Origin of the sequence: Streptomyces sp. NPDC051180, from assembly GCF_040689545.1 — a bacterium.
Taxonomy (GTDB): domain Bacteria; phylum Actinomycetota; class Actinomycetes; order Streptomycetales; family Streptomycetaceae; genus Streptomyces.
This window is the reverse complement of the sequence record NZ_JBFBBC010000013.1, coordinates 120,614-133,485: the sequence shown is the minus strand read 5'-3', so window position 1 is coordinate 133,485 and position 12,872 is coordinate 120,614. Positions and strand designations below refer to the sequence as shown.

The 12,872-nt window shown below is 71.2% G+C and carries 15 protein-coding genes; 1 reads left to right on the top strand and 14 read right to left on the bottom strand.

The window, feature by feature from the left end; all coding sequences use genetic code 11:
- Nucleotides 1–96: 96 nt before the first annotated feature.
- The 12 genes from AB0424_RS23260 to AB0424_RS23205 all read right to left on the bottom strand — a co-directional run bounded on the left by AB0424_RS23260 (nucleotide 97) and on the right by AB0424_RS23205 (nucleotide 7,955).
- Complete coding sequence (locus AB0424_RS23260; RefSeq protein ID WP_005311352.1) at nucleotides 97–405, bottom strand: DUF2469 domain-containing protein; 309 nt, start codon at nucleotides 403–405, stop codon at nucleotides 97–99.
- Between the two features lie 55 nt (nucleotides 406–460).
- Nucleotides 461–958 (bottom strand): NUDIX hydrolase, encoded by a 498-nt coding sequence (locus tag AB0424_RS23255; protein WP_366308484.1) that lies wholly within the window; start codon nucleotides 956–958, stop codon nucleotides 461–463.
- Between the two features lie 83 nt (nucleotides 959–1,041).
- Complete coding sequence (lepB, locus tag AB0424_RS23250) at nucleotides 1,042–1,806, bottom strand: signal peptidase I (protein ID WP_366308339.1); 765 nt, start codon at nucleotides 1,804–1,806, stop codon at nucleotides 1,042–1,044.
- Between the two features lie 56 nt (nucleotides 1,807–1,862).
- Nucleotides 1,863–2,762 (bottom strand): signal peptidase I, encoded by a 900-nt coding sequence (gene lepB / locus AB0424_RS23245; protein ID WP_366308482.1) that lies wholly within the window; start codon nucleotides 2,760–2,762, stop codon nucleotides 1,863–1,865.
- Complete coding sequence (gene lepB / locus AB0424_RS23240) at nucleotides 2,731–3,708, bottom strand: signal peptidase I (protein ID WP_366308337.1); 978 nt, start codon at nucleotides 3,706–3,708, stop codon at nucleotides 2,731–2,733. The genes lepB (AB0424_RS23245) and lepB (AB0424_RS23240) overlap by 32 nt, the downstream gene beginning before the upstream one ends.
- Nucleotides 3,701–4,477: a signal peptidase I gene (gene lepB, locus AB0424_RS23235; RefSeq protein WP_366308336.1), complete on the bottom strand. Its 777-nt coding sequence runs from the start codon at nucleotides 4,475–4,477 to the stop codon at nucleotides 3,701–3,703. The genes lepB (AB0424_RS23240) and lepB (AB0424_RS23235) overlap by 8 nt, the downstream gene beginning before the upstream one ends.
- 69 nt (nucleotides 4,478–4,546) lie before the next feature.
- Nucleotides 4,547–4,897 carry a 50S ribosomal protein L19 gene (gene rplS / locus AB0424_RS23230; protein WP_015036473.1) on the bottom strand — a complete coding sequence of 117 codons (351 nt, stop codon included), beginning with the start codon at nucleotides 4,895–4,897 and terminating at the stop codon, nucleotides 4,547–4,549.
- Nucleotides 4,898–5,026: 129 nt separating this feature from the next.
- Complete coding sequence (gene trmD / locus AB0424_RS23225) at nucleotides 5,027–5,848, bottom strand: tRNA (guanosine(37)-N1)-methyltransferase TrmD (RefSeq protein ID WP_366308334.1); 822 nt, start codon at nucleotides 5,846–5,848, stop codon at nucleotides 5,027–5,029.
- Nucleotides 5,845–6,402, bottom strand: a complete 558-nt coding sequence (rimM, locus tag AB0424_RS23220; RefSeq protein WP_366308332.1) for a ribosome maturation factor RimM — start codon at nucleotides 6,400–6,402, stop codon at nucleotides 5,845–5,847. The genes trmD and rimM overlap by 4 nt, the downstream gene beginning before the upstream one ends.
- 119 nt (nucleotides 6,403–6,521) lie before the next feature.
- The gene (locus AB0424_RS23215) at nucleotides 6,522–6,761 is read right to left on the bottom strand and encodes an RNA-binding protein (RefSeq protein WP_005311361.1); all 240 of its coding nucleotides are present in this window, start codon (nucleotides 6,759–6,761) and stop codon (nucleotides 6,522–6,524) included.
- A 2-nt stretch (nucleotides 6,762–6,763) separates the two neighbouring features.
- Complete coding sequence (gene rpsP / locus AB0424_RS23210; RefSeq protein ID WP_015036470.1) at nucleotides 6,764–7,207, bottom strand: 30S ribosomal protein S16; 444 nt, start codon at nucleotides 7,205–7,207, stop codon at nucleotides 6,764–6,766.
- 154 nt (nucleotides 7,208–7,361) lie between these two features.
- A complete protein-coding gene (locus AB0424_RS23205; RefSeq protein WP_033204778.1) occupies nucleotides 7,362–7,955 on the bottom strand; it encodes a hypothetical protein in 594 nt (197 codons plus the stop codon).
- A gap of 422 nt (nucleotides 7,956–8,377) precedes the next feature.
- Between AB0424_RS23205 and AB0424_RS23200 the strand changes: the two genes are divergently transcribed.
- Nucleotides 8,378–9,103 carry a methyltransferase domain-containing protein gene (locus AB0424_RS23200; protein WP_366308329.1) on the top strand — a complete coding sequence of 242 codons (726 nt, stop codon included), beginning with the start codon at nucleotides 8,378–8,380 and terminating at the stop codon, nucleotides 9,101–9,103.
- 20 nt (nucleotides 9,104–9,123) lie between these two features.
- Here the strand turns inward: AB0424_RS23200 and ftsH are convergent, their stop codons facing one another.
- Entirely contained in the window at nucleotides 9,124–11,046 is a 1,923-nt protein-coding gene (gene ftsH, locus AB0424_RS23195; protein WP_366308327.1) for an ATP-dependent zinc metalloprotease FtsH, read from the bottom strand.
- Nucleotides 11,047–11,254: 208 nt separating this feature from the next.
- Nucleotides 11,255–12,808 (bottom strand): signal recognition particle protein, encoded by a 1,554-nt coding sequence (gene ffh / locus AB0424_RS23190; protein WP_366308325.1) that lies wholly within the window; start codon nucleotides 12,806–12,808, stop codon nucleotides 11,255–11,257.
- Between the last annotated feature and the right edge of the window lie 64 nt (nucleotides 12,809–12,872).

Here is a 12,872-nt window from a genome sequence, read left to right as displayed (position 1 = left end):
GCGCGGACCCTGTGTGGCGCTGTGGACGTCCGGGAGGCTGTGGAGAACCGGGTCACTCCTGGGAGTGGTCCCCCTCTACCGGCAGGGGTGCGGTGGTCAGCTGCCGGGGAGTTCGAGGTCGCTCTTGTTGAGCTCCTCGATGTTCACGTCCTTGAAGGTCAGGACGCGGACCTGCTTGACGAACCTGGCCGGCCGGTACATGTCCCAGACCCAGGCGTCGGCCATGCTGACTTCGAAGAAGACCTCGCCCTGGACCGAGTGCACCTGCATCTCGTAGTCGTTGGTGAGGTAGAAGCGCCGCTCGGTCTCGATCACGTATTTGAACAGCCCGACGACGTCGCGGTACTCCCGGTAGAGCTTCAGCTCCATCTCGGTCTCGTACTTCTCGAGGTCCTCGGCGCTCATGGCATGTTCCCCTTCAGCCGTGCGTCCCCCCATTGTGCGCCAGCCGTGCGCGCCCCTAGACGATTTCGGGGGCGAGAACGACCGGTGCACGCGGAGGTCCCTCGTCCAGCAGCCCTTGCAGCAGCTCGGCGAGTCTGGTCGGGTACACCGTCTCACGGGCCACCGACAGTTCGGCGGAGGTCCACCATCTCAGGCCCGCGAGACTGCGGGTCTCCAGCTCCGTGAGGGCCTGCGGCCGGGGCGCGGACTCGGTGCCGCGCGTGCGGGCGAGGTAGTACCACTCGTCCTGGTCCCAGCGGCGCCCGTCGAAGGGGAAGGAGCAGTACCGCTTCCAGAGCACGGGCCCGAGTTCGACGTCGGTGATGCCGGTCTCCTCGGCGAGTTCGCGCAGCGCCGCCTGCTCGCGGGTCTCCTCGCCCTCCAGGCCGCCGCCCGGGGTGAACCACCAGCTGTCCGCGGGGTCGTCGGGCTCGAACCCGTGCAGGAGGAGGATGCGGTCGTCGGCGTCGAGGAGCACGACCCGCGCGACCTGGCGCGGCGCGGCCCCCGGCACCGGGCCGCCGTCGGTCGCACCACGGGTCGCCCCGTCGGCGGCCGCCTTGCCGGAACCCGCCTCCGCGCCCCGCACGCTCTCCGTCACACGCTCGCCTTCTCGCTCTTCGCCTGCCGCCGACCGGCCGGCCGCCGGCTCATGAGGCGCGCCACCGGTCCGTACGCGGCGCCCGCGAGGATCAGTACACACCCGGCGACGATCGCCGTGAAGAGGGGCTGGAACGGCCCCGGCGTGGACGTGCCGCCGGGGAGGTCGGCGAAGCCCGTCGGCGGCTCCAGGAGGCCCTTGGCGGGCCAGACGACGGCGTCGACCCTGCCGACGACCGAGGAGCGGGGCACCGAGCCCCGGCCGGCCTCCTGGAGGTGGGTGCGGGAGTCGAGGGAGGTGGTCCGGTCATCGCCGAGGAGGAAGAGGCTGTCCTCCGGGACCGTCACGGAGAAGTCCTGGCCCGAGGCGAGGATCCGGCCGCCGGGACCGGGCCGCAGGTAGGGCTCGACGACGGCCTTGCCGTCGACGGTGAGCCGGCCGTCCCGGTCGCAGCAGGCGACGGTGTCGCCGCCGACCGCGGCGACCCGCTTGACCATGGGCGCGTTCCCCCAGAGCGGGTCGACGAAGACGACGACGTCGCCGCGGCGCACGTCGTCGCCGTCGATGCGCTGGGCGAGGATCTTGGATCCGACGTCGAGCGTCGGGGTCATGGAGTCGGTGGGGACGCTGTACGGCTGGTAGATCAGGGCGCCGCCGACGAAGCCGCCGAGGAAGAGCAGACAGCCGACGGCCACGACCAGCCCCGACAGCACGCTGCCGAGGCGGCCGCGGCCGCCCTGGGTCCCTTTGATTCCGCTCATGATGTGCACCCCAGAGGTCTGTCGACGGTCCGGGACGGCACCCTACCCGCGGGTTGCTACCCGGCGGTATGCCCCGCGACGCGCTTCTTGCGGCGCCACAGCACCAGCGGGAGCGCTCCGGCCAGACCGGCCGCGCCGAGGGGGGCGGCGGCCATGGCCTGGTTGAGGCCCGGCTGGTCGAAGATGTCGGGGATGGGGAGCGTGGCCCAGCGGTTCACCGGCCAGGCGATGACGACGGCGCGGCCGACGACCTCGTCGTTGGAGACGGTGCCGCCGCCCGGCAGCTGCTGGTGGAAGCGGGAGTCCAGCGAGTTCTGCCGGTTGTCGCCCATGACCCAGATCCGGCCCTCGGGGACCTTGATCGGACCGAAGGAGTCCTGGCAGGGCACGGAGCCGGGGTAGAGGTACGAGGTCTCGTCCAGCGCCACCCCGTTGACGACGACCTTGCCGCCCTCCTTGCAGGAGACGGTGTCACCGCCGACGGCGATGACGCGCTTGATGAGGTCCTTCTCCTCGGCCGACGGCATGAGGCCGATGAAGCTGAGGAACTTCTGCACGACGTTGGGCGTGGGCGCCTCCTGGCCCTCGAGCCAGCCGCCCGGGTCGTGGAAGACGACGACCTCGCCGCGCTCGGGCTCCGAGCCGAACCAAGGGGTCAGCTTGTCGACGAGGACCCGGTCGCCCTTCTGGAGGGTGTTCATCATCGACTCCGAGGGAATCGAGAACGCCTGCACCAGGAAGGTCTTGATCAGCAGCGCGAGGACCAGGGCGATGCCGACGAGGAGCGGCAGTTCCTTCCAGAAGGATCGCTGTTTCCTCGGGCCCTGGGGCCTGTCCTCGGCGTCGTCGTGCGACACCCCGTCATCCGTCACGTCGTCACCCGTCACACCATCGCCGGTGGCCTCGTCGGCCCTCTTCTCGGGCTCATCGTGTCCGGATCGTGCGCCGACGGCCAAATCCCCCACATCCACTCCTCACTCCGTGCGAACGCCTGCCCCGGAACAGGGACAGGCCCACCACTCCCATAACGAGCAGAAGTTCCGCAGGGGTCGGGAGCCCGGGCAATCCGTTCAGATTGCGCTGGGACACACTATGCGACAGTCCGGACGCGGCAGCGGAACTCGCACTGGCGTCCGGTACGGCGTCGAAGGTCCGCCGCTGCTCCAGTCGCGCCCAGTGCCCGAAGGGCCAGGCGATCACCACGGCACGCCCCACGACCTGCTCCTCGGAGACCGTTCCGTTCCCCTCCTCGTCCAGGTGGAAGCGGGAGTCGGCGGAGTCGGAGCGGTGGTCGCCGAGGACGAAGATGCGGCCCTTGGGGACCTTCACCTCGAAGGGGATCTCGGACGGCTGGTTGCCCGGGTGCAGGTACGGCTCGTTCAGCGGCACGCCGTTGACGGTGATCCGGCCGTCCTTGTCGCAGCAGCGGACGGTGTCGCCGCCGACGGCGATCACCCGCTTGATGAGGTCCCGCTCGTCGGCCGAGGGCAGCAGTCCGATGAAGGTCAGCGCCTGCTTGGCCTGCTTGATGCCGATCGGGTCGTCGGCGGCCGGAGCGGGGTCGTGCTGGAGCCAGGTGCCGGGGTCCTTGAAGACGACGACGTCGCCGCGCTGGGGGCGGGAGCCGAACCACGGGGTGAGCTTGTCGACGAGGACGCGGTCCTCGATGCGGATCGTCTGCTCCATCGAGCCGGAGGGGATGACGAACGCCTGGACCAGGAAGGTCTTGAGGACGAGGGCGATGAGGACGGCCACCGTGACGAGGACCGGGATCTCCCGGATCGCGGAGCGCTGCCGGCGCCGCTTGACCTTGCGGGCGAGCCTGCGCCGCTCGGCGCGGCCGGGCAGCGGCGCGTCCGGGGCGGCTCCGGAGGCGTGCGCGGGGCGGCCGCGGCTACCCATGCGCCCCCGCCCCGTGTCCACCGGCCGACGGGGCCGGTACGGCGCCGAAGGCGTCCGTGGCGGGCAGGGCGGACCAGCGGCCGAAGGGCCAGACGACCCAGCCGGCGCGTCCGACGACCTTGTCGACGGGGACCATGCCGCCGCCGGGGTTGCCCAGGTGGTCCCGGGAGTCGCTGGACTGGCTGCGGTGGTCGCCCATGACCCAGAGCCGGCCCGGCGGGACGACGATGTCGAAGGGCACGCTGGACGGCTGGTCGCCGAACATCACGTACCGCTCCACGACGGGGACGCCGTTGACGGTGATCCGCCCGTCGTCGTCGCAGCAGACGACCCGGTCGCCGCCGGTTCCGACGACCCGCTTCACGAAGTCGGTCTCGGCGGGCTCGGCGAGGCCGAGGGAGGCGCCGACGCCCCGCAGGAGCCCGGTGACCGGGTTGCCCTCCGGTTCCTCCCGTACGAAGGATCCGGTGCCGTCGAAGACGACGACGTCGCCCCGGCGCGGCTCACTGCCGAAACGGTACGCCAGCTTGTTGACCAGGATCCGGTCGCCGACCTGGAGCGTGGGTTCCATGGACCGGCTGGGGATCAGGAACGGCTGCATCACGAAGTGGCTCAGGAGCAGCAGGAAGGTCACGCAGGCGCCGCCGACGAGGGCGGTGCGCCGCCACGACGGCGCGCGCCGGAGCGGCTCGGAAACGCGCGCGGAGCGCGACCCCTCTTCCTCGTCGGAAGAGGGGTCGCGCTCCGGGTGCTGTGCTTCGGTGTCCATCGCTGGCAGAGCCTATCCGGCCCGCCTGTGCGAGGAGTCGGAAGCGTCGCGCGTGCCGGGAGCCGAAGCTCAGCGGTCGCGCTTCTCCTTGATCTTGGCAGCCTTGCCGCGCAGCTCACGCAGGTAGTAGAGCTTGGCGCGACGGACGTCACCGCGGGTCACGAGCTCGATCTTCTCGAAGATCGGGCTGTTCACCGGGAAGGTGCGCTCGACGCCGACGGAGAACGAGACCTTGCGGACCGTGAAGGTCTCGCTGACGCCCGAGCCCTGGCGGCGGATGACGACACCCTTGAACTGCTGGATGCGGGAGCGGTTGCCTTCGATGACGCGCACGTGGACGTTCACGGTGTCGCCGGGGCGGAAGGCGGGGAGGTCGGAGCGGAGCGAACCCGCGTTGACCTGGTCGAGCAGGGAGGCCATGGAGGTCTCTTTCCTCGCCGATGCCACAGGTCATCAGCGGTACGTTCGAAAGTGAATCGGAGCGCCGTCCGTTCTGTACGGCGACGTTCCCCCTGTGGCAGGGGCGCACGCCGGACGGACGACAGCGGCCTATTCTTCCACGTCTTCGAGCCTGCGCCAAAACCGGCCGCCGGGCTCGGGCGCCCACCCCATCATGGAGAGGATCTCGCGGTCCTTCTTGTCGAAGGCCGCCGGGTCGCAGCGCTCGATGAGGTCGGGCCGGTGGGCCGCGGTACGGCGGAACGCCTCGTCGCGCCGCCAGCGGGCGATCTTGCCGTGGTGCCCGCTGAGGAGGACGTCGGGGATGGACCGGCCGCGCCACTCCGGGGGCTTGGTGTAGACGGGCCCCTCGAGGAGGTTGGCCATGGCGCCGGGTGCGAAGGAGTCGTCGCGGTGGGACTCGGCGTTGCCGAGGACACCGGGCAGCAGGCGGGCGACGGCCTCGGTGACGACGAGGACGGCGGCCTCGCCGCCGGCGAGCACGTAGTCGCCGATGGAGACCTCGTAGACCGGCATCCGGGTCGCGTACTCGTCCATGACCCGGCGGTCGATGCCCTCGTAGCGGGCGGGCGTGAAGATCAGCCAGGGCCGCTCGGAGAGCTCGACGGCCAGCTCCTGGGTGAAGGGGCGGCCGCTGGGCGTCGGGACGACGAGGACCGGGCCGTGGGCACCGCCCTCGTAGCCGTCGGCGAGCGTCTGGTCGAGCGCGTCGCCCCAGGGGTCGGTCTTCATGACCATGCCGGGGCCGCCGCCGTAGGGGGTGTCGTCGACCGTGTTGTGCCGGTCGTACGTCCAGCTGCGCAGGTCGTGGACGTGGACGTCGAGCTGTCCTCGCGCGCGTGCCTTGCCGACGAGCGAGACGTTCAGCGGTTCGAGGTACTCGGGGAAGATCGTGACGACGTCGAGCCTCATGCGTCGTCACCCTGCTCGGCGTCGCGGGAGGAGACGATCTCGGCGCGGTCGTCGATGAGGCCGGGCGGCGGGTCGATCACGGCCCGCTGCTCCTCCAGGTCGATCTCGGTGACGATCTCGGAGACGAAGGGGATCATCAGCTCGGTGCCGTCGGGACGCTCGACGATGAAGAGGTCCTGCGACGGCAGGTGGGAGATCTCCGTGATGCGGCCGACCTCGGTGCCGTCGGCGAGGACGACGTCGAGGTCCATGAGCTGGTGGTCGTAGTACTCGTCCTCCTCCTCCGGCAGTTCCTCGGGGTCGATCTCGGCGATGAGGAGGGTGTTGCGCAGGGCCTCGGCGGCGTTGCGGTCGCGGACGCCCTCGAAGCGCAGCAGCAGCCTGCCGCTGTGGACCTTGCCGGACTCGATGGTCAGCGGCCCGGCGGAGGCCGGGTCGGTCAGCAGGACGGCTCCGGGGCCGAGCCTGAGCTCGGGCTCGTCCGTCCGCACCTCGACGGTGACCTCGCCCCTGATGCCGTGGGCGCGGCCGATCCGCGCGACTACCAGCTGCACTGCTCCACACTCTCCTGTCACACAGCTCGTACGACGAAAAACGACAACGGGCCGGGGAGGGCTCGTAAGCCCTCCCCGGCCCGTGCCGGCACATCATTCAACCGATGTGGCCGACCTGTTCAGCGGACCTGGTCCACGTCGACGAGGTCGACACGGATGCCACGGCCGCCGATGGCGCCCACGACGGTACGCAGCGCACGCGCGGTGCGGCCGTTGCGGCCGATCACCTTGCCGAGGTCGTCGGGGTGCACCCGGACCTCCAGCACGCGGCCACGACGCAGGTTGCGCGAGGCGACCTGCACATCGTCGGGGTTGTCGACGATGCCCTTCACGAGGTGCTCGAGAGCCTCCTCGAGCATGCTCAGGCCTCGGTCGACTCGGTCGACGCGGCCTCGGCCTCGTCAGCCTTCTTGTCGGCCTTCTTGGCCTTGGGGGTGATCGCCTCACCCTTGTCGTCGCCGCCCTCGAGGGTCTTCGCGAACTCGTCGAACGAGGCGCGCTTCGCCTCCTTCGTCGCGGGGACGAGCAGAGCCTTCTCGGGGGCCGGCAGACCCTTGTGCTTCTGCCAGTCGCCCGTGAGCTTCAGGATGGCGAGGACGGGCTCGGTCGGCTGGGCGCCGACGGACAGCCAGTACTGCGCACGCTCGGAGTCGACCTCGATACGCGACGGGTTGTACGTCGGGTGGTAGAGGCCGATCTCCTCGATCGCACGACCGTCGCGGCGGGTGCGCGAGTCGGCGACGACGATGCGGTAGTGCGGCTGGCGGATCTTACCGAGGCGCTTGAGCTTGATCTTGACTGCCACTGGAGTGGTGTCTCCTGGTCTTGACGTGGTTGGGCACTTGAGATGCCACGTGGGGTTGCGGTACTCGGATGCCCGATGGACGCGTCAGCCGGAGGAGAGAGGGGTCCTATGCGACTGTCGAGTACAGCTAGCCATTGTGCCACACGCCGCCGGCTCAGGTGGCGGCGCCCACCGTCTCCGGGATCCGGAAGGGCTTGCCGCAGCCGCCGCAGACGATGGGGGCCTGGGCCAGCACGGACGGCACCACGCGCACGTTCCGCCCGCAGTCGCAGACGGCCTTGACGCGGACGCCGCCGCCGGACGAACCGTGCCGGGCGGCCGGTCCGCGGAAGGAGCGCTTGGTGTCCGCGGCGGTGGCGACCGTGTGGGCCTTGAGGGCGCGCTGGAGCCGCTCGATGGTGGGCCGGTAGCGGCGCCTCGCCTCCGGGTTGAGCGTGACCAGGGAGAAGCCGCTGCTCGCGTGCGGCTCCTCGGGATGGTCGAGGCCCATCTCCTCGGCGATCGCGAGGAATCTGCGGTTGTGATAGCGGCCGGCACGGGAGGTGTCGCGGACACCCCGGGCGGCGGCGATGCCGTGGACTGCCTCGTGCAGCAGTCGTTCGAAGGAGAGTTCGGCGCCGCAGGCGGACGAGGACTCTCCGATCAGGGACTCGGGCGCGGCAAGGTCGGGCAGCTCGGGGTGGTGCCGCTGAATGTCGGCCCACGCCTGTGCCAGCTCTGCGGCGAGAACAGGTGGTGTCGTGCTCACGTCGCGTACAACGAGCCGAAGTGCCCCCGGGTTCCATTCCGGGGCATCCCAAATATTTTGCACGTACCCGTCAGTTGCCGTTGATGCGTCCTGACGAGGGCCAGTGCGCCGATCTGCGGAGAAGCCGCGCAGGGGGCGTCAAGCTGGTGCGTAGTAGCGCATACGCCCCGGCGCGTAGCCGAGCTACGCGCGCCCCTCGGAAAGTGCCTCCGGCCTGGGGGTCGGCCGCGGCGGGCCGGGGCCGGCGCGGCGACCGGTCGGACCCGCCGGTGTCGCTCGGACCTTACCCGGTCCGGGTGCGGCGCCCCGCACCGGCCCTCTCCCGGAGCGATCGGTCCGGCGCGAGCACTGGACGCGGCCCGGGATGCGCAGTTCCCTGACTACGGGGGGCTGTCGTCCAGGCACGGATTGGGGCTCTTTCCATGACACCTACGCTCGTCCCGCACCACCCCGCGCGCGACTGGGCCGAGATCCAGGAACGCATGCTCGTCCCGCTCTACGAGGCGGTGTACGAGCGCCTCGCCGTGGGCGCCGGCTCCCGGGTCCTCGGCCTCGGCTGCGGCTCCGGTCTGGCGCTGCTCATGGCGGCGTCGAGGGGCGCGCGGGTGGCCGGCGTGGACCGGGACCACGCGCGCGTGGAGCTCGCCAGGGAGCGGCTGCCGGAGGAGGTCGCGGTCTCGGAGGAGGTGCCCGAGGACCTTCCGTACGACGTGTTCACGGCCTTCCACGCGACGGACGGCTGCCTGCCCGAGCTGCGGGCGCTCACCCGTTCGGCGCAACCGGGCTCGGTCGTCGTCCTCGGCGGGTGGGGTCCGCCGGAGCGGTGTGCCACGGAGCCGGTGCTGCGGGTCGCGGCACGCCTCGCGGACCGCCTGCCGGGGATCAGGACGGACCTGGACCGGCTGGTGGCGGCCGCGGGGCTGCTGCCGGTCGGCACGGGCGGGGTGGCCTGCCCGTTCGGGTACGCGAACGAGGGCAGCGCGGTGCGCGGGCTGCTCTCCACGGGAGCCTTCGACGAGGCGGTGCGGGCGACCGACCTCTCGCAGGTCGAGAAGGAGATCGAGGAGGCACTCGCGCCGTACGTCCGCGCGGACGGGACGGTCTGGATGCCGAACGTCTTCCGGTACGTCGTCGCCCGGGTGGCGTAGCCCCGGCCCGGCCGGGCGGGTCAGGCGCCGTCCTTGCCCGTCCGGACGATGCCGGCGGCCCGGTAGGCGGCGTCCTCCTCCAGCGTCTCGTTGGCGAGGAGCGCGGCGGACAGCGCGTCCAGCCGGTCGCGGTGCTCCCGGAGCTGGCGCACCGCGCTCTCGTAGCACTCGTCGACGATGCGGCGCATCTCCTCGTCGACGGTGTCGAGGGTCGACGGGGCCGCCGACAGGCCGTACGCCTGCTGGGCGTCGCTCGGGATGGCGGTGAGCCGGCCGACGCGCGCGCTCATGCCCCAGCGGCCGACCATCCCCCGCGCGATGTTGGTGACCTGTTCGAGGTCGCTCTCGGCGCCGGTGGTGATGACGCCGAAGACGACCTGCTCGGCCGCCATGCCGCCGAGGGCGCCGATGATCCGGCCGCGCAGGTAGTCCTCGGTGTAGGCGTACTTGTCGGCGTCGGGGGTTGAGAGGGTGACGCCGAGGGCCCGGCCGCGCGGCACGATGGTGATCTTGCGGACCGGGTCGGCACCCGGCTGGAGCATGCCGAGGAGGGCGTGCCCGCTCTCGTGGTACGCGGTCCGGCGCCGCTCCTCCGCGGGCATCACCAGCGGGCGTTCCGCGCCGAGCTGGACCTTCTCCAGGGCGTCGGAGAGGTCGGACTGCGTGACCGCCTTCTGTTCCCGCTTCACCGCGAGGAGGGCCGCCTCGTTGGCGAGGTTGGCGAGCTCGGCGCCCGTCATGCCCGGGGTGGTCCGGGCCACGTGCTCCAGGTCGACGTCCCCGGCGAGCGGGATCTCCCGCGTGTGGATGCGGAGGATGGCCTCGCGGCCGCCGCGGTCGGGCGGGTTGACGTGGACGATCCGGTCGAAGCGGCCCGGCCGGGTGAGGGCGGGGTCGAGGACGTCGGCGCGGTTGGTCGCGGCGAGGACGATGACGCCCTCGGAGCCGGTGAAGCCGTCCATCTCGGTGAGGATCTGGTTCAGGGTCTGCTCGCGCTCGTCGTGGCCGCCCATTCCGGAGCCGCCGCCGCGGGCGCGGCCGATGGTGTCGATCTCGTCGATGAAGATGATGGCCGGCGCGACCTTGCGGGCCTCGGCGAAGAGCTCGCGGACCCGGGAGGCGCCGACGCCGACGATCATCTCGATGAACCCGGAGGCGGAGGCCGAGAAGAACGGCACCCCCGCCTCGCCCGCGACCGCCCGCGCCAGCAGGGTCTTGCCGGTGCCGGGAGGGCCGGCGAGCAGCACGCCGCGGGGCATCCTGGCGCCCATCTCGCGGTACGCCTGCGGGTTCCTGAGGAAGTCGACGACGTCGTTCAGCTCGCCCTCCACCTCGTCGATGCCGGCCACGTCGGCGAAGGTGGTCCGCTTGCCGCCCTCCAGCTCCACCGGCTTCGGCGGGGTCTTGCGGCCCAGCATGCCGCCCGCGCCGCCCATGCCGGCGCTCATCCGCCGTGCGATGAACACCCACAGCACGACGAGGAGGAGCATCGGGGCGAGCGAGATGAGCAGGTTGGCGAGGAAGCTGCGCTCCTTGACGACCGGCTCGGCGGTGACGACCACGTTCTGCTTGGTCAGCTGCGCCCAGAGGTCGTCGTCGGCGAAGGCGGGCCGCTGGGTGGTGAACTTGGTGTAGTCGCCGTCGCCGTCGGGGACGGGCTGCTTGTCCTTCAGCTGCCCCTGGATCGCGTCGCCCTTGGAGTAGATCTTGGTGACGTTGCCGGCCGCGACCTGCTTGTCGAACTCGGTGTACGAGATCGTCGGCCCGTCGCCGTCGTTGAAGAACGACAGGACGATGTTGGCCAGCAGGTAGACGACGAGCGCGGTGAGGATGAGGCTGCCCCAGCTCCCCGGCATGCGCTTCTTCGGAGAGGGCGGCGGCGGGGCCCCTTCCGAGCGCCAGGGCTGATCGGTCCGGTCGCGCGGGGGTACGGGGTTGGCCACGTGGCTCTCCTCGGGGCGGCAGTGGCCCCAGTATCGAAGAGCGGGACGGAACCGGCACCGCGGGCGGTCCGGAGGGATGACGGGGGCCGCGGGCGGTGCGGAGGGATGACGGGGGGGGGGGCCGCGGGCGGTGCGGAGGGATGACGAGGGGCCCGGGGGGGGTTCCGCACCGCCCCGGGCCCCCGCGCTCACCGGCGCCTCGGGGTCGTCAGCCCATGAACTTCTTGAACTCCTCCGGGAGCTCGAAGTCCTTGGGGGTCTGCCCCGCCGCCGGCAGGCCGAACGCGCCGCCCGCCTGCGTCTGCTCGCGGCGCTCGGCGGCGGCCTGCTCGTCGGCCTTCCGCTTCATCGGGTTGCCGCTCTTGCGCTTGCCCTTGGCCTGCTTGACCTGCTTCTTCTGCCGGCCGGGGCCGCCGCCCATGCCCGGGATGCCCGGCATCCCCGGCATGCCGCCGCCCTGCGCCATGCGGGACATCATCTTGCGGGCCTCGAAGAAGCGCTCGACGAGGCCCTTGACCGCGCTGACCTCGGCGCCCGAACCCTTGGCGATACGGGCCCGGCGCGAGCCGTTGATGATCGTCGGGTCCTGGCGCTCGGCCGGCGTCATCGACTTGATGATGGCGGCCATGCGGTCGACGTCCCGCTCGTCGATGCTGGCGATCTGCTCCTTCATCTGGCCCATGCCGGGCAGCATGCCGAGGAGCTTGGAGATGGAGCCCATCTTGCGGACCTGGTCCATCTGGGCCAGGAAGTCGTCGAGGGTGAAGTCCTGGCCCTTCTTCGACGCGAGCTTGGACGCCATCTTGGCGGCCTCGGTCTCGTCGAAGGTCTGCTGGGCCTTCTCGATCAGGGAGAGCATGTCGCCCATGCCGAGGATGCGGGACGCCATGCGGTCCGGGTGGAACGCGTCGAAGTCGTCCAGCTTCTCGCCGTTGGAGGCGAACATGATCTGCTTGCCGGTGACGTGCGCGATGGAGAGCGCCGCACCGCCGCGGGCGTCGCCGTCGAGCTTCGAGAGCACGACGCCGTCGAAGCCGACGCCGTCGCGGAACGCCTCGGCCGTGTTGACGGCGTCCTGGCCGATCATCGCGTCGACGACGAAGAGGACCTCGTCGGGGCTGACGGCGTCGCGGATGTCCGCGGCCTGCTGCATCAGCTCCTGGTCGATGCCGAGGCGGCCGGCGGTGTCGACGATCACGACGTCGTACATCTTGGTCCGCGCGTGCTCGATCGAGTCCTTCGCGACCTGGACCGGGTCGCCGACGCCGTTGCCCGGCTGCGGGCCGTAGAAGGCCACGCCCGCGCGGTCGGCGACGACGGAGAGCTGCGTGACGGCGTTCGGACGCTGGAGGTCGCACGCGACGAGCAGCGGCGAGTGGCCCTGCGCCTTCAGCCACAGGCCGAGCTTTCCGGCGAGGGTCGTCTTGCCCGCACCCTGGAGACCGGCCAGCATGATCACGGTCGGCGCGGTCTTGGCGAACCGCAGACGCCGGGTCTCGCCGCCGAGGATGGCGATGAGCTCGTCGTTGACGATCTTGATGACCTGCTGGGCCGGGTTCAGGGCCTGGGAGACCTCGGTGCCGGTGGCACGCTCCTTGACCTGCTTGATGAAGGACCGGACGACCGGCAGGGCGACGTCGGCCTCGAGCAGCGCGATGCGGATCTCGCGGGCGGTGGCGTCGATGTCCGCCTCGGACAGACGGCCCTTGCCACGGAGGTTCTTGAAGGTCGCTGCAAGGCGGTCGGAGAGGGTATCGAACACGGCGGTCGCGGATCCTCGGTGTCGGGGGCGGTCGGATTGCCCTCCAGGGTATCCGGCCGCTCGA

What these genes read in the sequence shown, in the direction of transcription:
- AB0424_RS23260 (WP_005311352.1), bottom strand. Translation starts at nt 405, where the DNA reads ATGAGCGCCGAGGACCTCGAGAAGTACGAGACCGAGATGGAGCTGAAG.
- lepB (WP_366308339.1), bottom strand. Translation starts at nt 1,806, where the DNA reads ATGAGCGGAATCAAAGGGACCCAGGGCGGCCGCGGCCGCCTCGGCAGC.
- lepB (WP_366308337.1), bottom strand. Translation starts at nt 3,708, where the DNA reads ATGGGTAGCCGCGGCCGCCCCGCGCACGCCTCCGGAGCCGCCCCGGAC.
- lepB (WP_366308336.1), bottom strand. Translation starts at nt 4,477, where the DNA reads ATGGACACCGAAGCACAGCACCCGGAGCGCGACCCCTCTTCCGACGAG.
- rplS (WP_015036473.1), bottom strand. Translation starts at nt 4,897, where the DNA reads ATGGCCTCCCTGCTCGACCAGGTCAACGCGGGTTCGCTCCGCTCCGAC.
- trmD (WP_366308334.1), bottom strand. Translation starts at nt 5,848, where the DNA reads ATGAGGCTCGACGTCGTCACGATCTTCCCCGAGTACCTCGAACCGCTG.
- AB0424_RS23215 (WP_005311361.1), bottom strand. Translation starts at nt 6,761, where the DNA reads ATGCTCGAGGAGGCTCTCGAGCACCTCGTGAAGGGCATCGTCGACAAC.
- AB0424_RS23200 (WP_366308329.1), top strand. Translation starts at nt 8,378, where the DNA reads ATGACACCTACGCTCGTCCCGCACCACCCCGCGCGCGACTGGGCCGAG.